We start from the raw sequence: 19,703 nt of genomic DNA on the forward strand, positions 1-19,703 counted from the left end.
GTGGAGATCAGGAACTCCGGGCGTTGGAGGGCGGCGAAACCCCCGAACCACCTCCACGTGCGTGGAGATCAGCCTTGTAGGTCCGGAAGAGGGCTTTGATGCTGCGAACCACCTCCACGTGCGTGGAGATCAGAACGTCAGCCAATCCGACTGGACCGGAGTGTGCGAACCACCTCCACGTGCGTGGAGATCAGCCAGCCGGCCCTGGTGAGGGGGTGTCGACGGCCGAACCACCTCCACGTGCGTGGAGATCAGCCCTTCTGGTCGGCGGAGTCCGGTGTCTACAACGAACCACCTCCACGTGCGTGGAGATCAGGGCGTCGCCGTCATCGTTGCTGACGTCCAGCACGAACCACCTCCACGTGCGTGGAGATCAGAGCCCTCTACCCCGACGGGCTGCCGGAAGCCGCGAACGACCTCCACGTGCGTGGAGATCAGGGACCGGCGGGCGGTGGCGGGTGCCTGACAGGCGAACCACCTCCACGTGCGTGGAGATCAGGCGGCGGGAGTTCCGCGCCCGGCGAGGACAGTCGAACCACCTCCACGTGCGTGGAGATCAGCTGTACCGGCAACTCGACGTTGACCAAGTCAACGAACCACCTCCACGTGCGTGGAGATCAGCCTACCGTGGCTGAGGAGACCGAACTCGGCGACGAACCACCTCCACGTGCGTGGAGATCAGGGGACCGTTGCCTGGTCGACGCCGTTGGTGAGCGAACCACCTCCACGTGCGTGGAGATCAGCCGGCAGCGAGCGGCACCGCGAAGTCGAACTGCGAACCACCTCCACGTGCGTGGAGATCAGGCGCTGGTCACGATTGAGGTCTCTGACGAGGACGAACCACCTCCACGTGCGTGGAGATCAGCAACGGGCGTATGAGGGTGTCCTGACCCGCCTCGAACCACCTCCACGTGCGTGGAGATCAGGCTTCGTGAGCTGGTGTTTTCCGGCTGCAGCGTAGCGTTTGACCGCAATTGACACTAATCCAATAGCTGGATAGTTGCATGTTCAACCTCGACTCGACATCGATCTCCACCTGCTTCAGGTTGACGTCGAGCTGGCGGCAACTGCCGGTACCGCCGTGAGGGGGCGGACCGTGCGGCTCGCCCCCTCTGCGATCAGTTGGTCGGTGCGTTCAGCGGGACGTCGACGAAGGTCGAGCGTGGTGCCTGGGCGGTGGATTGGCTGCGTGGCGTGGCTGCGGCCGGTGCTGCGGGTTGGTTGCGGCGGAGCTTGGGCACGTCTAGGTCGCTGCGGAAGGCGACGACCCAGGTGCTGGCGTCAGGCATCGCCACGAGCGTGGGGTCGGTGGAGGTGAGGGTGGTCTTGTCGGTGATCTCCTGCCAGGCGCTGTAAGCGGCCGCGCCGGGTGCCTGCTGGCCGGTGGTGTAGATGTAGTTGTCGCTCGCGCGCACGCCGACGTGCAGAGCGCCGTCGGGCCCGAGGGTCGCCGAGGGGGAACCTGCCGCGGTGATGCCGGGGATGACGGTCCAGGCACCGGGGAAGCCGGTGCTGGTTTCGCGCTTGGTGTAGATCTGGTTGTCGGTGCCGCGGGCGAAGACCTGCAGGGTGCTGTCAGGCATGACGACTGCGGAAGCAGTGCCTGTCCCGGCGAGTCCGGAGATGTCGGTCCAGGCACCGACCATGCCCTGGGTCACGGTGGCGGTGCGGAACACGCCGTCGGTGTGCAGGGCGACGACGCGGAGGTTGTTGCCCGAGGCGGCCACGGTGAGTTGGTTGGCCGTGATGTTCTTGCTCGGTTGCGGGAGCCACGGCAGCAGCGGCCCGTTCTTGGTGGCCTGCTGGCGGGTCCACAGTTGACCCTGCGCGTCGACGGCGAACGCGGTCAGCGTGCTGTCGCTGCTGCGGGCGAGCGTGGGTGGGCTGACCATGAAGCCGCCGAGTGTCGTGTCGCCCGCCCAGGCGTTGCCGGGCGTGGACTGGGTGTTGCTGTAGAACTCGGCGTTGTTGGTGCCTTGGGCGAGTTCCTGGATGCGGCCGTCGGCGTTCTCGCCGAGCGCGGGCGGTCCGGTGACCAGTGTGGTGCCGGGGACGGCCGCGAAGTTCGAGCGCGTGACGCTGGTGATGTCGCGGATCTCTGCGTAGGTGGGGCGACCGTTGGCGTTGGTGTAGGCCCACTGCAGGTATCCGTTGCTGGAGCGGAGCAGCGTGTTGCTCGCGTGGGGCTGGGCGGTGACCGCGGGCCGGGCCGGCGTCAGCGCGGTGGAGAGCTTGCAGGCGCCGGGGTCGGCGGTGACGTCGAGTTCGGTGTTCCATCCGTAGCCGACGACCTTGCCGGTGCCGTCGTTGGCGGTGATCCACTTGTCGGCGTTCATCTGGTACCGGTACCAGAGCAGCTTGGCGTCGCTGGTGCCGCGCCCGTAGAGGATGTCGCCGCCGGGGGAGAAGATCTGGGTGAACATGTTCCAGCCCTGGCCGGATGGCTTCTTCTTCTGCAGCCAGCGTTGTGAGCCCGCGTCGTAGACGTAGCGGAACAGGTCGCCGCTGGGAGTGCGGGCGTAGAGGATGCCCGGTCCGGCGGCGACGATGTGGTCGTAGCCGCCCCAGCCAGTGTCCACCAGCCTGCGGGTCCAGGTCTTGCTGGCCTCGTCGTAGTGCTGCCAGTAGAGGTTGCCGTCGGACTCGTCGGTGTAGAAGTCGCCGTTGGCGTCGACGGCCACCCGGTTGCGGAACTGCGGCGAGGTCCAGCCGTTCCACCACTGGCCGATCACCTGGTACTGGGTGCCGGCCGCGTCGTAGGTGTCCCAGGCGGAGCCGGTCCAGTGCAGGCGGCGGAGGTCACCGGTGGCGTTGTCGGTGATGCTGTAGACGTAGCCGTTCGGGCCGGCGATGGTGCGGCCGGTCCAACCGTTGCCGATCTGCTGTTTCTGGTCCCAGTTGAAGGTGCCGTTCTCGGGGTCGAGGTGGTGGTACAGCCAGAGGTCGCCGGCGGGTGCCTCGGACAGGAACACCGAGACGTTGCTGTGGCAGTCGACGGTGTCGACCGGGTCAGCGGCCGCGACGGACTGCGTGCCGAGGCCGATGGCAAGTGCGGGTGCGGCGAGCAACGCGATGAGTACGCGGCAGACCGCACTTCGTGCGTGTGGTGTTCGTGTTCCCACGAACGCCCCCCTTCTCTGAATCTGTAACGTGTGGTAAATGGGTCCAGCGATCAGTTCAAGATCATTTCTTGATCTCTCTGCCGACCTGATTCCCCCGGTCGTTATCGAAGGTTGGAGTGGGACGTTACGTCCACTTCGTAATCGTTATCTGGCCGGTTGCGGTAGCGTCGGTTTGTCAAAGTTGGCTTTATATGGGCAGGTCAACACTGTCAAGACTTTGTTAAGTGGTTCATGTCACTATGTCTCTATGTAACGGCGGTGTGATTCGAAGGCGTGACTACGCATTCTTGATGGCTGTTCTCGGTCGGCTTGTCTTGAACCTCATGATGCTTCATTCTTGTGCGCGCTGACGGGGGCGCTGGTGACCTCGGGCGTTGGATGTTGCGTTGGGGGAAGGTGCTTTCCGTGCGGAGAACCGGTCGTCGTGCTGCGCTGGGCAGGTCGAGGTCGCTGCGTCGTGGCTTGGCGCTGTTCGGAGTCATGGCCGTCGCGGCCACTCTGTACGGGCCCGCCATGGCGGAAGTCGTTCGCGAGCAGCTGGCCACCCAACAGGCCCAGGTCGGCACTCCCGGGCCTGGACCGGACCAGCGCTGGGGGTCTGCCGAGGGCCAGGGTCACCAGGACGCGCCGAACCGCGGCAACACCGCCGACGCGCGAGCCGAGCAGGCCAAGTACCCGCCGATCAAGGGCCAGGACGACCCGCACTCGGCGGCGAACAGCGCCCACGTCGCCATCGCCGCGAGCAAGAAGGCCCGCGGCTTCGAGGCGACCTCGAGCAAGGAACTGCCCGACAAGCGGTCCCGCAACGAACGCACCTACGCCAACGCCGACGGCACCCAGACCACACAGTTCTCCAAGACTCCGCTGAACTACCAGCGCGCCGACGGCAGTTGGGCGCCCATCGACACGAACCTGGTAGCCGACCACGGTTGGCGTAACACCGCCGACGCCGTGCAGGTCCACTTCGCCGAGCGATCGGGCGCGGCAGCGGTGGCCGAGTTGACGCTGGATCCGCAGCACAGCCTGAAGTTCGGCCTGGACGGCGCCGCCGACATCGCAGGCAACACCCAGGGCAGCACCATCACCTACCCGGGCGTGCGGGCCAACTCCGACCTGGAGTTGCAGGTCAAACCCGGTGGACTCAAGGAGACCCTGGTCCTGCGTTCTCCGCAGGCGCCGCGCACGTGGCTGTTCCCGTTGCACCTCAACGGTTTGACCGCGACCGTGGTGGACAAGCGCGTCGTGCTCCGCGACGAGAAGGGCGTCGAGCGCGCCCAGTTCCCGCGCGGGTTCATGACCGACGCGAAGGTCGACAACCACACCGGCAACCCGGCCACCTCCTACGGCGTGACCTACTCCCTGGTGCAGCGCGACGGCCAACAGCTACTCCAAGTCGACCTGGACTCGGCGTGGCTGAACGACCCCGCCAGAACCTATCCGGTGCGGGTCGACCCGCCGGTGGAGACCGACAGCGCCGGCTCGAGCATGTACGTGCAGCGCAACGGCGACGGCACCAACTTCAGCCAGGTCGACGGCGAACTCAAGGCTGGCCACAGCTACGACTCCTCGGGCAACTACACCGCCGCGACCTACGTGGCCTTCCCCGGTGTCGAGAACTCCCTGCGCAACCACAAGATCTTCGGCGTCCAACTGGGACTGACCAACTACCAGTCCTGGTCCTGCAATCCTCGCCCGGTCACCGTCTATCCGGTGACCGAGGTGTGGCAGGCCGGCACCGGCTACAAGTACCCCGGCCCCGCCTACGGCGACGCCCTGGGCAGCGCGGAGTTCGCGCACGGCTTCATCGCCAGCGGCACCACCGCGTCGGCATGCCCGACGGCCACCGAGGCGATCGGTCTGGGCGATGCCGGCCGCGACCTGGTGCAGCGTTGGGTCACCGGCCAGCAGGCCAACTACGGGTTGACCGTGCGAGGCTCGGAGACCGACGAGTTCGGGTGGAAGAAGTTCACCGGCGCGGGCACCGCCAACCCGCCGCTGCTGTCGATCACCCACACCGCCTACGACGCGACCTACCGGTTCGACAACCCGGTGCCTGACCCGCCGGTTACCCGCACCCAGGGCGGCAAGGTCAAGCTCACCGTCACCAACCAGGGCGCGGACACCTGGACCACCGGCGAGTACGCCCTGGCCTACCGTTACTTCACCTCGGACGGCACTTATCAGGGGTGGGCGGAGGCGTCCACGCTGCCGCAGAACGTGCCCAGGGGCGCCTCGGTGAGCCTGGACGCCTACATCCAGCCCACTCCGCCGGGCACCTACCGGTTCGAGTTCACCATGATCCGCCGGGGCGTGGTGTTCTTCACCGACGAGCAGATCCCCAGCGCTGCCCTGGATCTCCAGGTGATCAACATTCCGCCGGCGATCAAGGAGCAGTACCCGCCCAACGGGTACTCCGCGCCGACGCTGACGCCCAGCCTGTGGGCGCGCGCGATCAAGATCGACGCGCCGCCGGACGCGGGCCTGCAGTACCGGTTCCACGTCTGCGAGAAGGGCACCACCAACTGCGTGGACTCCGGCCGGCAGGCGAACCAGACGTGGACGGTTCCGGTGGGGGCGTTGGGCTGGAGCAAGACCTACCAGTGGCAGGCCTTCGCGTGGGACGGCACGTCGGAGAGCCCCGCGCTGCCGCTGAGCGACCTGCTCACCACCGTGCCGCAGCCCGAGGTCACCTCACACCTGGGCAACGCCCCCTACGGCGGCGGTGACAAGGACTTCGACCCACAGGTCGGCAACTACACCTCCAGCGCGGTGGACGCCTCGGCGACCACGGTCGGCCCCGAGCTGACCGTGGCGCGCACCTACAACAGCCTTGACCCGCGTCGCGACGCCGCGTTCGGCGCCGGCTGGTCCTCCAGCTACGACATGCGCATCACGCCGGACTCCGACGGCTCCGGGAACGTGGTGGTGACCTACCCTGACGGCCAGCAGGTCCGCTTCGGCGCGAACAAGGACTCAAGCGGACAGCCCACCGGCGGCCGCCTCGTCCCGCCGGCAGGACGCTACGCAACCTTGGTCCCATATTCCGCCGCGCAGGGCGGCGGTTGGACGATGACCGACAAGGCCGACAATTTCTATGTCTTCGGCGCCGCCGGCCGCCTCATCGAGCAGCACGACACCGCCGGGCGTTGGGTCCAACTCTCCTACGACGCCAGCGGTGCGCTGGCCACCGCCACCAACAAGACCAGCGGACGTGCGCTGCACTTCGCGTGGTCGGGTGCGCATGTCCGCACGGTCAGCACTGACCCGGTCAACGGCACGGCGTCGACGTGGACCTATGAGTACAACGGCGACAAGCTGACCAAGGTCTGCGACCCCGCCGGCGGTTGCACCCGCTACGACTATGCGGCGGGCTCGCACTACCGCAGTGCCGTGCTGGACTCCAAGCCCGACTCCTACTGGCGTCTGGGTGAGAGCGGCGGAACCACCGCCAGCAGCCAGGTCAGCATCAATCTGGGCAAGGACAACGGTACCTACAACAGCGACGTCAAACTCCTCTCGCCCGGCGCGTTGGCCGGTTCCGGTGACGCCGCGGCGTCCTTCACCGGCAACAACGCCGCCGTCACGCTGCCGGACGGCCTGGTGAAGAAGAGCCGCGAACTCACCGTCGAACTGTGGTTCAACACCACCAAGGACGGCCCGCTGTTCGGCGCCCAGAACGCCGCCTACGGCGCCAATCCGAACGGCGCGGTGCCGCTGCTCTACGTCGGCACCGACGGCAAGCTGCGCGGTCAGTTCTGGATCAACCAGGCGCCCGCGCCGATCACCACCGCCGCGCCGGTCAACGACGGCAGCTGGCACCACGTGGTGCTCACCAGTTCGCTGGCCACACAGACGCTGTTCCTGGACGGCAAGCCGGTGGGCAGCAAGGACGGCGCCATCGACAACTCCACCCTGGCGCACAGCCAGATCGGCGCCTCCTACGCCTTCGCGCCGTCTGACTGGGACCACTTCGGCACCGACACGCGCCGCTCCTTCACCGGCGTCATCGACGAGGTCGCGGTCTACCAGCACGCGCTGGGCCAGCCTGCGGTGCAGGCGCACTACGCAGCCCGGTCCGGAGCCGACGAACTCGCGAAGATCACGCTGCCCAGCGGGAAGAGCGCCGCGCAGCTGAGCTATGACACCACCAACGACCGCCTGACCAGCTACACCGACCGCAACGGCGGAACCTGGCAGCTGAGCACCCCGGTCACCACGGGCACCGACACCAACATCGTGCGCACCGTCCGGGTCATCGACCCCGGGAAGCGCGCGCACTTCTACGACTTCGACCCGATGCGCGGGCGCATCATCCGCTATCTGGCGCCGCTGGGCATGGACGCCCGCTCCGAGGACAAGCCGCCGCCGACCACGACCACCACGCCGCCGCCGACCCCGACCTGCACCACACCGGGACCGGGCGGCCAGTTCTGCGACGTGCCGGTCTCCGGCGGACCAGGCACGTTCATCCCGGTCGACCTGCAGGGCGCCCGCAGCTACGACTACGACGAGACCGGGTTCCAGAGCACCATCACCGACGAGAACGCCAACCAGGTCACCCTCAAACACGACCAGCGCGGCAACATCGTCTCCCGCACCACCTGCCGCACCGGCCCGACCGACTGTCAGACCACCAGCTTCGAGTACTTCACCGGTGACAACCTCACCGACCCCCGACTGGACAAGGTGACCGCCACGCGCGACGCGCGTTCGGCGAGTGCCACCGACAACACCTATAAGACCAGCTACACCTACGACACCTTCGGGAACCTGGCAACCCAGACCACGCCCGACGGCGCGGTCGTCCGCCACACCTACACCGCGGCCGGTGACGCGGCCATCGGCGGCGGCAACACACCGGCCGGACTCGTCGCCAAGAGCGTCGATCCCCGTGGTGCCACCACGTTGTACCGGTACTACGCCACCGGCGACCTCGCCGAGGTCGAGAGCGCCACCCACCTGATCACGCGCTTCACCTACGACGCGCTGGGCCGCCGCGCCACGGTCACTCAGATCACGACCGACAAGCCGGCCGGCATCACCACGACGATCGGCTACGACGCCCTGTCGCGGCCCACGACGGCCACCCAGCCCGGCGTGACCAACCCCGTCACCGGCGTCACGCACACCCTGCGCACCACCACGCACTATGACCCCGACGGCAACCCCGACCGCGTCGACGCGAGCGACCTCACCGGCGGCGACGCGACCCGGACCTCGACCATGGCCTACGACGACCGAGGGCGCCGGTCGGCGGTCACCGACGCAGAGGGCCGCGAAACCCACTACGGCTACGACTCCTTCGGCAACCGCACCTGGATGGTCGGCCCCGACGGCGTGAAGTACGAGTATGCCTACACCGCTCGCAACAAGATCGCCGAGGTGCGCCTGCGCGGCTGGCGGGAACAGGGCCGCGGCGAACCGGGTCCCGGTGACTACCTGGTCACCGACTCCTACGCCTACGACCTCGCCGGGCAGCTCGTCGCGCACACCGACGCGATGGGCCGCAAGACCGGCTACACCTACTACTCCGACGGCCTGCTGCGGCAAACCATCGCTCGGGGCTTCCACAACCCAGACAACACCACGCGCGACATCGTGCTCGCCGACAACACCTACGACGCCGCAAGCAAACTCGTCTCCCAGACCACCGCCGGCGGGCGGGTCACCGCGAGCGCCTACGACGCGGTCGGCCGGGTCGCGAGCACCACGGTCGACCCCAAGGGCCTGGCCCGCCGCACACTGTTCGCCTACGACCTCGCCGGCAACGTCACCCGCGTCACCCGCACCGGCAACGAGTCCAACACCGGCGTCATGAACTCCAGCGACGCGGAGATCGTCGACTACGGCTACGACGACGCCGGACGGCAGACCACCGAGACCGTCGAGACCGACACCGACAACCTCACCACCACCCGCGGGTACGACCAGCGCGGCCTGCTCACCTCGGTGACCGACCCGCGCGGCGCGGTCGCCGGCGCCGACCCGGCGGCCTACACCACCACGCTGGGCTACGACGACCTCGGCCGCTCCGTCACCTCGACCGCGCCGACCGTCTCGGTCGAGTCCGCGGGCAAGAAGCCCAGCCCGGCGCAGCCGACCACCAGGACCGGCTACAACTCCTTCGGGCAAACCACCGACAGCGTCGACGCCAACGGCAACACCCGCCACACCAGCGTCGATAGGATCGGCCGTACGGTCAGCGCGACCTCACCGAACTACACCCAGCCCGGCGCGCAGCAGGCGATCACGCCGACCAGCCGCATCGACTACGACGGCGCCGGCAACATCAAGGCCGTGACCGACCCGCTCGGCGCGGTCACCCGCTTCGCCTACGACCAGCTGCACCGGCTCACTGACCGCACCGATCCCGACCCCAAGAACCCCGGCCAGCCCGGAGGAGTCTGGCACTACACCTACACCCGAGTCGGCGAGCAGCTGTCGGTGACCAACCCCACCGGCGCGATCAGCGAAGCCACCTACGACGACCTCGGCCGCAGTGTCACCGCGACCCAACGCGAGCGCTACCCGACGGCGGGAACCTTCACCAGCAGCGTCGGCTACGACGACGCGAACAACCTCACCGTCGCCACCACGCCCAGCGGCGCCACGACCCGCAACACCTACGACGCCGTGGGCGCACTGACCAAGACCGTCGACCCGGCCGGCGTGCCCACCCAGTTCGGCTACGACCTGGCCGGCCGCAACGTCAAGACCGTCGACGGCCTCGGCCGCGCGCAGCGCACCACCGTCGACCTGGCCGGCCACCCGGTCGCGTCCGCCGACCTGGCACCCAACGGCACCCTGTTGCGTCGCAGCACCGCGGCCTACGACGTGGCCGGCAACCTCACGAGCACCACCGACGTGCTGGGCCGCATCAGTACCTTCACCTACGACGCGCTGGGCAGGCTGACCAACCAGGCCGAACCCGAGTCGGTGACGACGTCCTTCGGCTACGACGCGGCGGGCAACCGCACCCGCTACACCGATGGTCGTGGCAACGCCACCAACTACACCGTCAACGTCCTGGGCCTGCCCGAGTCCGTGATCGAGCCGTCCACCCAGGCGCACCCCAACGCGGGGGACCGCACCTGGACGGTGTCCTACGACGCGGCCGGCCACCCCACCCAGATGACGGCCCCAGGCGGCATCACCCGCCAACGCACCTTCGACGGCCTGGGCCGCATGACCAAGGAGACCGGCGGCGGCGCGGAATCGGCCACGGCCGATCGGGTCAGCTCCTACGACGCACTGGGGCGACTCGTCGGGATCAGCGCTCCCGGCGCCGACGACACGTTCACCTACAACGACCGAGGCGCGCTGCTGAGCACCGACGGCCCCTCGGGCAAGTCCGGCTTCGCCTACAACGCGGACAGTCAACCCACCAGCCGCGTCGATGCCGCCGGCACTGCCGCGTTCGGTTACACGGCAGGGCGGTTGTCCAGCGTCGTGGACGCCATCACCGGCACCACGCAGACACCGGGCTACAACCCGGCCGGTCAAGTGTCCACTGTGGACTACGGTGCTGGGCGGACTCGCACCTTCGGCTACGACGACCTCGGCCGCCTCACTGATGACAAGCTCGGCGTGACAGCAGACCCGACACAGCAACGGGCTGCGGCCCAGGTCAGCTCCGTGCACTACGGCTACGACCTGGGTGATCAGCTCACCGGCAAGACCACGACGGGCGTGGCCGGAGCCGGAGACAACACCTACGGCTACGACCAGCTCGGCCGGCTCACCTCGTGGACCGGTGGCGGCAAGACCACCGCCTACGGCTGGGACGCGGCCAGCAATCGGACCAAGGCCGGCGACAAGACCGCCATCTTCGACGAACGCAACCGCCTGCTGTCCGACGGCACCAGCACCTACAACTACAGTCCCCGCGGCACCACCGCAGGCAAGAAGACCGGGCCGGCGCAGGAAAACTTCTCCTTCGACGCGTTCGACCGACTGGTCGCCGAGGCCACGACGAACTACGGCTACGACGGTCTGGACCGGGTGGTCAAGCGCAACGACCGCGCCTTCGCCTACAGCGGCATGGGCAACACCCTCGCCTCGGACGGCACCGGCACCTTCAGCCGGGGCCCCGGCGGCGACCTGCTCGCCTTGGCGCAGGGAGCGGACAAGCGCCTCGCGGTGTCCGACCGGCACGGCGACCTGGTCGGCACGATCAACCCGACCGGCGCCCTGACCCAGCTCGCGGACTCCATCACCTACGACCCGTTCGGTCAGGTCACTGCGACCGGCGGCACGAAGCGCCCGATCGGCTTCCAGGGCGGCTGGACCGACCCGGACACCAACCAGGTCAACATGTCCGCCCGCTGGTACAACCCCGCCAGCGGCAGCTTCACCAGCCGCGACGACGTCTCGCTACCTGACAACCCGTCCAGCGCGTCGAATCGCTACACCTACGCGGGCGGTTCACCGCTTAACTACATCGACCCCACAGGTCACGACTGGTCGTTCTGCGACGACTCGTTCTCCTGGGCCGACCCGATCTGCTGGTTCCGACCAAACAAGATTCCTGGCCATGCCAACCCTGCGCCTGTCGATCCCCCTGAGGATCCGTGCAGTGGGGCTCCGGGGGTCAGCTGGGTACCGGCAGTGTCATGGGACTGCAGCCCGCCGCCTCCGAACACGTGCGGTGGAACTGTTCCACCGCCAGTTCCACACGATCCCAGTCGGGATGCTGGGGGCGGCTTGTCGTGCGGATATCGAGGTACGGACCCCGGAGCGGATCCCGGTCCCGATCCTGTGCAGCCTGGCCCGGACCCTGGCCGACCATGGCATCCGGGTTCGAACACGCCTCCGCGTTCTCATCCCTCCACACCTCCACCACCGGACCCCGCGGTGGGCGCGCGTCAGGCACAGCGCGAGGCCGTGCGGTCTAATCCGCTGCCTGTGCCCCAAGCGATGCTCGCGCCGATCTACGGGGGTTCGACCGAAGCGCCAGTGTCGTCGTCTCCGACGAGTTCGTCGAAGACGGTCGGTGTCCAGGCGAATCCGGTGGATGACGTGCAGCGCTCGTATCGGGAAATCGTCAATGCGATCACAGACGCTTCCCGGGCCGTTATTGGCAGCGTGAAGGACTCAACTAATGCGCCGTCGGAACTAGCCAACACTGGCTGGAGTATTGACAACTTCTTCAAGAACGCCAAGAAAGTCTTCAAGGACATAACCGGTATTGCCGATGCGCAGAACTGCTTCACTCGGGGAGACCTGAAGGCGTGCGGGATGACGCTCCTGGCTGTGCTGCCAGGACTGAAGGCAGTAAGGGCTGCTGGTAACGAAATCCGAGAGGCTGGAGCTCTCCGAAGAGCAGAAGGTGAAGTGCGCTCTTCGGAAAGTTGCTTGGGGAATAGCTTTAGTGGGGACACTCCCGTATTGATGGCTGACGGAGTTTCGAAGCCGATTCGGGACGTTAAAGTGGGTGACCGCGTTGAAAACAGCGCTCCAGATAGCGAGACTTCTCAGCGGCATGTCGTTACTGCAATTCATATTACAGATGCAGACCGTGACTTTGTTGATCTGACTATTGCGACGCCGGAGGGCTTCAAGTCGATTACGTCGACGGTGCACCATCTGTTTTATGACAGTACGACGCGTGCCTGGACTGTAGCCGAAGACCTCAAGGTCGGCGATGAACTTAATACTCCAGGCAACGGTCGAGTTAACATTGTTGCCAGTCGTCACTATTCGGCTCAGCTTCGAACTTTCAATCTCACGATTGAAGCACTGCACACTTTCTACGTTGAAGCGGGCGCTACACCGATCCTCGTGCATAACATTAATGCCCCGATTGGGTGTGGCCTGAACGGAGAGCCAATCTTTGAAATTCCTCCTGGTTCTGAGGGTGGACCTGGTGCAGGTCGCAGAATTCCGGCCGAAAAGTTGCGCGATTACGATATTGGAGTTGGGGCAACGCCCGGTAGTACTGCTCCTCTCTGCTCCTACTGTAGGGCAAATCCGGGTACGAGTTTGGACCATGTTCTGCCGCGCAGTAAGAATGGCGATCTGACCGATCCTAATTTGACACCCTCGTGTACGTTCTGTAACAGTTCCAAGCGTGACAGAGTGGCACCGCTCAATCCGCCAGCCAACTACACTGGTCCGTGGCCTCCCTCGTGGTGGCCGGCACGGATGAGACCGTTAGCTGATGGTTGATTAGTGGACTCGATGGCTCGGCGACCAGTACCCCGGGCCATCGAGTCGTATGTTGTGCGCCCTAATTTGAGGTGGGTACTGTTGTGAGTTAAATAGGATGCGCGACGGCGGAGAAATGAGAATGCGAATTGGAGCGATCGGTGAATTTTGTTATTCATGAGAACCCTGTATTGAGGAGTCGGAGTAACTATATCGCGCGAGCTGACTTGACTCCTTTCGGGTTCGGTGGTCAAGTTGAGCAACTTTGGCTCATGCAGTGTGAAGATGATTCATTCGAGCTTTGCTGCATACCGTTTCGGGTTTATGGAATGTCGCTGAATGATAGGGTTCGGCTATCCGACGACGGATCGCTCATCGCGGGACTTGTTGCTAAATCCGGGCGTAGGGTTCTAAGGGTGCTTTTGACTTCGGAAGCTGGACAACTGGAATTGACCGAAGGGATTTCTCGAATTAAAAGTGAAGTCACCTCGAGTGGGCTTCTCAATGAGTGGAGCGGTGATCGTCATATTGCGATTGACGTGCCGGCCATGGTTGATGTAACAGCTCTCATGCAAGTTATTGAGCGCGAAGAGGAAGCGGGTGTGGCTTTTTGGGAGTGGGGTGACTCACTTCCTTTTTCGGCGTAGCCGGATGTTCGGTCGCCAGCGGCGAGCGTCGAGGTTTCAGTACGTTCTGAACGCGGATGGCCAGGTCGGTGGTGAACCGCAGGGTCAAGCGAGGCGACACTGACACTCCGCGCCCGAGTCGGTGTGCCCGAGGTGTGCCCGGCAGTTCCGGACACACCCGTCATCCGTCGATAGTTGCCGACACTCCATACCGGCGATGAGCTGCGAGGACAACATTTCAGGTCATTCACTGTCACAATCCGAAAGAGAAGAACGGCGACTCAAAATCCGTCCAGTGTGCGTTCGAGTCGCACCGGGGGCACGCTTCTTCACCTACCTGACCTGCGATTTCTTCGCGGCGTCGTCTTCAGTCGCTTCCTTGTTGATCTCTGGTGTGCCCGGGAGTTCTGTCGGTCAGGTCGTAGGCGGCCAGGATCTCCTCGTCGGTCTTCGTCGCTGGCAGGCAGTTCGGCGATCCGGCGCAGGACACGTGAGGAAGTGCCCTGGCCGGATTGCCGACGGTGATTCATTCGATGCGGACGATGCTCTTGCCGCGGGTCACTCCGCCGGCCAGGTTCGCGATCGCGGTCTCGACATCGGCGAGGGCGTATTCGGCGGTGACATCGATGCGCACCGACCCGTCGGCGACCAGCGCCATCGCGCGAGCGGCGCTGTCGGCGAGCCGTTGCGGTCGGGTCTGGCTGGCGAGGTTGCTGTTGTAGGTCAACAGCGACTGGCCGCGCATCAGCAGATCGTTGGCCGACACGGTGACCGGTTCGAAGGTGGCGATGTTGCCGTAGACCACGATCCGCCCGTGCGGTGCCAGTCGGGCCAGGCTGGCGACCCGGGTGGACCCGCCGATCGGGTCGAGGATCACGTCGAACATCTCCTCGCCGAGGGCATCGGGGAACTGTTCTCGCGTCAGCACCTCGTGGTAGCCGAACCGGCGCGCGTAGTCGAGCTGACCGGCATTGCCGACCACCCCGACGACCCGCTGCGCACCCGCGGCGACGGCGAACTGTCCGGCTGTCGACCCGACCCCACCGGCGGCGGCGTGGATCAGCACACTGTCCCCGTTCCGGACTCCGGCGACGGTGGTGATCAGGTCGTACGCGGTCGGAGTGACCCACCCGAACGCTGCCGCGGTGCGTGGGTCGACACCAGCGGCGTTGATCGCCAGTACCGCAGGCGCGGTCACGATCTGGGCGTAACCGCCCCCGCCGATCAGCGCGACGACCTGCTCGCCGATCCGAGCTTCGTCTACGCCGTCGCCCACCGCGACAATCTCGCCGGCGGCTTCGAAGCCCGGCACGAACGGGCGCGGGATCGGGAAGTGCCCTCCGCGCACGAGCACGTCTCCGTACTGCACCCCCGCGTAGCCGACCCGGATCGCGACCTCGCCGGGTCCGGCCACGGGCTCGGTCATCTCCGAGATCCGGAACTGATCATCGGTGTCCAGCACAACAGCCTTCATCGCTTACAACTTTCTGTGTTGACTCAGTATCCTGATACTCAGGAACCTACGAAGTATCAGGATACTGAGTCAACACAGGGAGTTGTGACATGGCTGACATGCCCGTCGAGGAGTACGTGTGCACCCGCATCCGCCGCGCCGAGCAGGCGCTCATGGCCCACCACGAGGCGGTGCTGCGCGGCTACGGGCTGACCATGACCCAGTACACAGTGCTGCTGACCCTGTCCCGCGATGACGCCATGTCAGGCGCCCAACTGGCCCGCGCGTGCGGAGTCACCCAGCAGAGCATGGCCACCGTCCTGACCGGCATGCAGAACAAACAGCTCATCGACCGCAAGCCGTCGCCCGTGCACGCCAAAGTCATGATCGCCACCCTCACCCCCACAGGCCGCGACCTGCTCAACCACGCCTATCAGGAAGTCATCGTGCTCGAACGCGCCCTCACCGACCGGTTCACCTCCGACGAGCACAAGCAGTTCTGCGAATACCTCGACCGCGCCACCGCCACCCTCATCGAGCAGACCCCTACCGCCCACACCAACTGACTACCCCCACCTGCCGCCCGGCATAGGGAAACCGTTGTCTGTCAACGTGTGTTAGATCTGCTGGCCATCAGCGAGGCGAGATACCTGACCACTAACACCCGTCCCGGCGGCTCCTGGTGGGCGCATCTGGCTCGCCGAGCCGTTGCGCATGCGATCGATGTCAGGCGGGTTGGCGCGTTGGCAGTTGGCGATGATGGCGTCGTGGACGTACTGCGACAGCCCTGGCGCCATGTCGTCGTAGTTGCGCCCGCTTCGCCTGTTCACGCGGTAGTGCTCCGCCAATCCGCGGTGAGTCTCATAGTCGCAGTCGTGGAACCAGTGATGGGTGTGCTGTCGAAGCCGCTCCGCGAGGTCCATCGCGATCGGGTCCGTAGCCGGCAGGCCCCGCGCCATGGCGGCGGCCAACTCCTGGTTGATGGTGGCGAGTTCGGTGCGCAGCCGCATCCAGTCCTGCTCGGTGTAGCGCGCGGTTCGCTGCTGACGTTGAACGAACTCTGGCGTGTCACCCCACTCGCGTCGGGCGTCGTCAACGTGCTCCAGGAGGCGGTCGCCGCCGAAGACGTCTCGTCGCTGCTGCGGGGTGAGGGCGATACCTGCGGCTCGGGCGGCCAGTTCCTGGTCGATCACCGTCAACATGGCGTGACACCGGGAGATCCGCTGCTCGATCAGCTCGCGTTGCCGACGCAGGTGGTCTTCATCGGTGACATCCGGGTTGGCGAGGATGTCCGCGATGTCACCGAGGTCCAGTCCCAGCTCTCGGTAGAACACGACCCGCCGCAGCACCACCAGATCAGCATCGGTGTAGAGCCGGTAACCGGCGGCGTTGCGGCTGCTCGGCTTAGCGAGCCCGACTTGATCGTAGTAGTGCAGCGTACGCACTGACACCCCGGCCAGTTCCGCCACGGTGCCCACCGTGTATCCGTCGTTCATGCCGCTGACTGTGCGCCCTGACGTGGCGTGAGGGTCAACCCGGTAAACCAGCCCGCCGGAAACTCTCATCGGCAGAAACCGAAGTTCCACACGTACCTGGCCGACAGTTCGGCTCGACGTGAGTGCGCGCCTGGCAATCCCCGGTCAGCGACGGCCGGTGGCCAGGATGACGAGGAACTGGCCGCCGCCCGCCTCGATGTTGGCGGTCACCGGCAGCCCCGGTACCAGCCGGGAGAACCGGTCCACCAGCCAGCCCGCTGCCTCCTGGGCGTCCTGCTTGGTCGGACAACGGGCCACCATCTCGCGGCCCCCCTTGCGTTCCAGCCTCCCGGCAACGGTGATCAGCGGCGCGGGTTCGACCACGTGCAGGCAGTCCGGCCAGGCGATGACCACCTTGACCGCGCCCTTGCGGGTGTTGCACCCGCGGTGCGCGAGCCGCTCGGCGACCTTGGCCTTCCGGTCGGTGGTCCGGCTGTCGACGCTGGGCCCTCGAGGGTCGTTCACCGACATGGTGGGGTCGACCGGTTCGTCGCACACCCAGCACCGCCCGCCGTCGCGCTCAGCCACATCCTCGAGGAGACTCACCAGGCAAAACTAGCCTGCCAGGCCGCCGCCCCGCGCATCGCACTCAGGCGAGCCAGAGGTCTTGCGATCAGTCCGTGGTCGCCGGTCGCGTCGGCGCCGGGTTTCACTCGCCGACGCAGGAGATAGGCGGGGATCGGGCTGAACCGACTGGCCAAGTCTGGGATCAACCTGCTCGGCGCTGACTGCCGTTGGGGGGAACGGCCAGGGCGGACAGGATGGTGGCTTCGAGTACGTGGCCAGCCTTCTTCTGCGCGAGTCGTCCGTTGTTGACGTCGTCGGCCGCAGCGTGCAGCAGGGTGTAGACGCAGGTGACCAGCCAGTTCAACGGTAGGTCGGTGCGGAAGGTCTTCTCTTTCTGGCCGCGGGCAAGGAGGTGTTCGATCCGGCTGATGGCGGGGTCGTGGTGCTCGCGCAGCCGAGCAGGTCCGAGTTCGCGCTGGGCGACGTCGAACAGCCGGAGGTGGCGGTCGAGGACTTGCCAGGAGGACCGCAGCAGCCGGCGCAGCGCGTCGTCAGCCGGTCCCTCGTCAGGTTGGCTCTGCTCGATGACGGCGCCGGCTTGGGCGATGGTGCGGTCGAGGACCGCCTCCAGCAGCACCTCGCGGGACGGGAAATGCGCATACAGGGTGACCCGCCCGACTCCGGCCGCTCGCGCGACGTCGGCCATGCTGACCTGCGGCTGCCGGCCGAGACAGCCCGCGGCGGCGTCGAGGATCGCGGCGATGTTGCGTTCAGCGTCGGCGCGGCGCCGGGGCGCGCCCTCTGGTCGCGTCCCGGCGCCGCGCGAGCTCGTGGTGTTCACAGTGGTCCAGCCTACGAGCGGTCAGTGCGCGAAGACCGGGCCGTCGGTGGCCGGGGGCCGCCCGGCGGGCACCAGCCACACTGCGACCACGACCATGACCGCTGCCACGACTGCCATGCCGGTAAACGCGGTGGAGAATCCGGTGATCCCGCCGGTGTCCAGGCTGGCGGCGGCCAGCGTGGAGACGAAGGCGATGCCCAGGCTCGCGCCGAGCTCGTGCCCGGTATTGATCAGCCCGGAGGTCATGCCCGCGTCGTGCGGGTCGACGTGAGCCATCGCGGTGGTGGTCGCGGTGACGAACGCCGCCCCGAGCCCGAGACCGGCCACGGCGAAACCGGGCAGCACGTCTGTCCACGCGTTGCCCTCTGCCGGCAGTTGGGCGAGCAGGAACGCGCCGACTGCGGCGAGCGCGAACCCGACCGCTGCGGCGGGGCGTCCGCCGAACCGGCCGATGACGCGTATGCCAAGGTGCGTGCCCAGCCCGATCACCAGCGCGACCGGCAGGAACAGCGCCCCTGTCGAGAGTGGACTCAACCGCAGCACGTGCTGCAAGTACTGCGAGCACAGGAAGAAGCTCGACAGCAACAGCCCCGACGCCGCCAGCATGACCAGGTTGCCCGCCAGCACCGGACGGTGGGCCAGGATTCCGAGCCGCACCAAGGGATTCACGTTCTTCCGCTCGATCACGACGAAGGCGGCGAGCAGCACCGCCCCTGCGGCCAGGGCCGCTAGTGTGCCCGCCTCACCCCAGCCGGTGTCCCCGGCGCGGACCAGGCCGTAGATCAGCCCCGCAACTCCGCCTGTGACGAGCAGCGCGCCGGACACATCGACCCTGCCGCCGCTCGCGGTCGCGCCGCCGGGCAGCAGCAGCGGCAGGGCGATCGCGACCAGCACGCCGACCGGCACGTTGATGAAGAAGACCCATTCCCAGCCCGGACCAGCGGTGAACAGCCCGCCCAGCAGCACGCCGGCCGCAGCACCGGCGCCGCCGAGCGCCGCCCACACGCCCAGCGCCTTGTTCCGCTCCGGACCGTGGAACGTGGTGGTCACGATCGACAGCGCGGACGGGGACAGCAGCGCAGCGCCGATGCCCTGTGCCGCCCGGCTGGCGACGAGCATCGTCGCGTTCACAGCGAGCCCGGAGCCGAGCGAGGCCAGAGTGAACACCGCCAGTCCGATCAGGAACACCCGGCGCCGCCCCAGCGCGTCGGCGAGTCGACCGCCCAGCAGCATCAGGCCACCGAGGCAGAGCGTGTAGGCGGTCACGACCCAGGTCAGCCCCGCCCGCTCAAGACCGAGCTGGTCGGCGATCACCGGCAGCGCCACGTTCACCACGGTCACGTCCAGGATGACCATGAACTGCGCCAGGCACAGCAGAACGAGCACCCGCCAGCGACGCGGCGTGGGCGAGGCGTGCGCCGGGTGCTGCCCGGCAGCGGTGGTCTGACTCATCACCACTCCTTAACTCGAACA

9 protein-coding genes are annotated in these 19,703 nt (G+C 66.7%); 3 read left to right on the plus strand and 6 right to left on the minus strand.

The window, feature by feature from the left end:
* Positions 1-1,118 precede the first annotated feature (1,118 nt).
* A complete protein-coding gene (locus F0L68_RS35655; protein WP_188317005.1) occupies positions 1,119-3,068 on the minus strand; it encodes a tachylectin-related carbohydrate-binding protein in 1,950 nt (649 codons plus the stop codon).
* A 567-nt stretch (positions 3,069-3,635) separates the two neighbouring features.
* Between F0L68_RS35655 and F0L68_RS35660 the strand changes: the two genes are divergently transcribed.
* Together F0L68_RS35660 and F0L68_RS35665 are read left to right on the plus strand one after the other, a co-directional pair.
* The gene (locus tag F0L68_RS35660) at positions 3,636-13,289 is read left to right on the plus strand and encodes a LamG-like jellyroll fold domain-containing protein (protein WP_188317006.1); all 9,654 of its coding nucleotides are present in this window, start codon (positions 3,636-3,638) and stop codon (positions 13,287-13,289) included.
* 140 nt (positions 13,290-13,429) lie between these two features.
* Positions 13,430-13,915 carry a DUF4265 domain-containing protein gene (locus tag F0L68_RS35665; protein ID WP_149854312.1) on the plus strand — a complete coding sequence of 162 codons (486 nt, stop codon included), beginning with the start codon at positions 13,430-13,432 and terminating at the stop codon, positions 13,913-13,915.
* Positions 13,916-14,420: 505 nt separating this feature from the next.
* Here the strand turns inward: F0L68_RS35665 and F0L68_RS35670 are convergent.
* A complete protein-coding gene (locus F0L68_RS35670) occupies positions 14,421-15,368 on the minus strand; it encodes a quinone oxidoreductase family protein (RefSeq protein WP_149854313.1) in 948 nt (315 codons plus the stop codon).
* Positions 15,369-15,457: 89 nt separating this feature from the next.
* Between F0L68_RS35670 and F0L68_RS35675 the strand changes: the two genes are divergently transcribed.
* Positions 15,458-15,913 carry a MarR family winged helix-turn-helix transcriptional regulator gene (locus tag F0L68_RS35675; protein ID WP_149854314.1) on the plus strand — a complete coding sequence of 152 codons (456 nt, stop codon included), beginning with the start codon at positions 15,458-15,460 and terminating at the stop codon, positions 15,911-15,913.
* Between the two features lie 51 nt (positions 15,914-15,964).
* Here the strand turns inward: F0L68_RS35675 and F0L68_RS35680 are convergent, their stop codons facing one another.
* The 4 genes from F0L68_RS35680 to F0L68_RS35695 form a co-directional block, all read right to left on the minus strand.
* Entirely contained in the window at positions 15,965-16,912 is a 948-nt protein-coding gene (locus tag F0L68_RS35680; RefSeq protein WP_149854315.1) for a MerR family transcriptional regulator, read from the minus strand.
* A 75-nt stretch (positions 16,913-16,987) separates the two neighbouring features.
* Positions 16,988-17,428 (minus strand): hypothetical protein, encoded by a 441-nt coding sequence (locus F0L68_RS35685; protein WP_149854316.1) that lies wholly within the window; start codon positions 17,426-17,428, stop codon positions 16,988-16,990.
* Positions 17,429-17,591: 163 nt separating this feature from the next.
* A complete protein-coding gene (locus tag F0L68_RS35690; RefSeq protein WP_149854317.1) occupies positions 17,592-18,230 on the minus strand; it encodes a TetR/AcrR family transcriptional regulator in 639 nt (212 codons plus the stop codon).
* A 21-nt stretch (positions 18,231-18,251) separates the two neighbouring features.
* The gene (locus F0L68_RS35695) at positions 18,252-19,682 is read right to left on the minus strand and encodes an MFS transporter (RefSeq protein WP_149854318.1); all 1,431 of its coding nucleotides are present in this window, start codon (positions 19,680-19,682) and stop codon (positions 18,252-18,254) included.
* Between the last annotated feature and the right edge of the window lie 21 nt (positions 19,683-19,703).

The organism is Solihabitans fulvus (assembly GCF_008386585.1).
GTDB classification, from domain to species: domain Bacteria; phylum Actinomycetota; class Actinomycetes; order Mycobacteriales; family Pseudonocardiaceae; genus Solihabitans; species Solihabitans fulvus.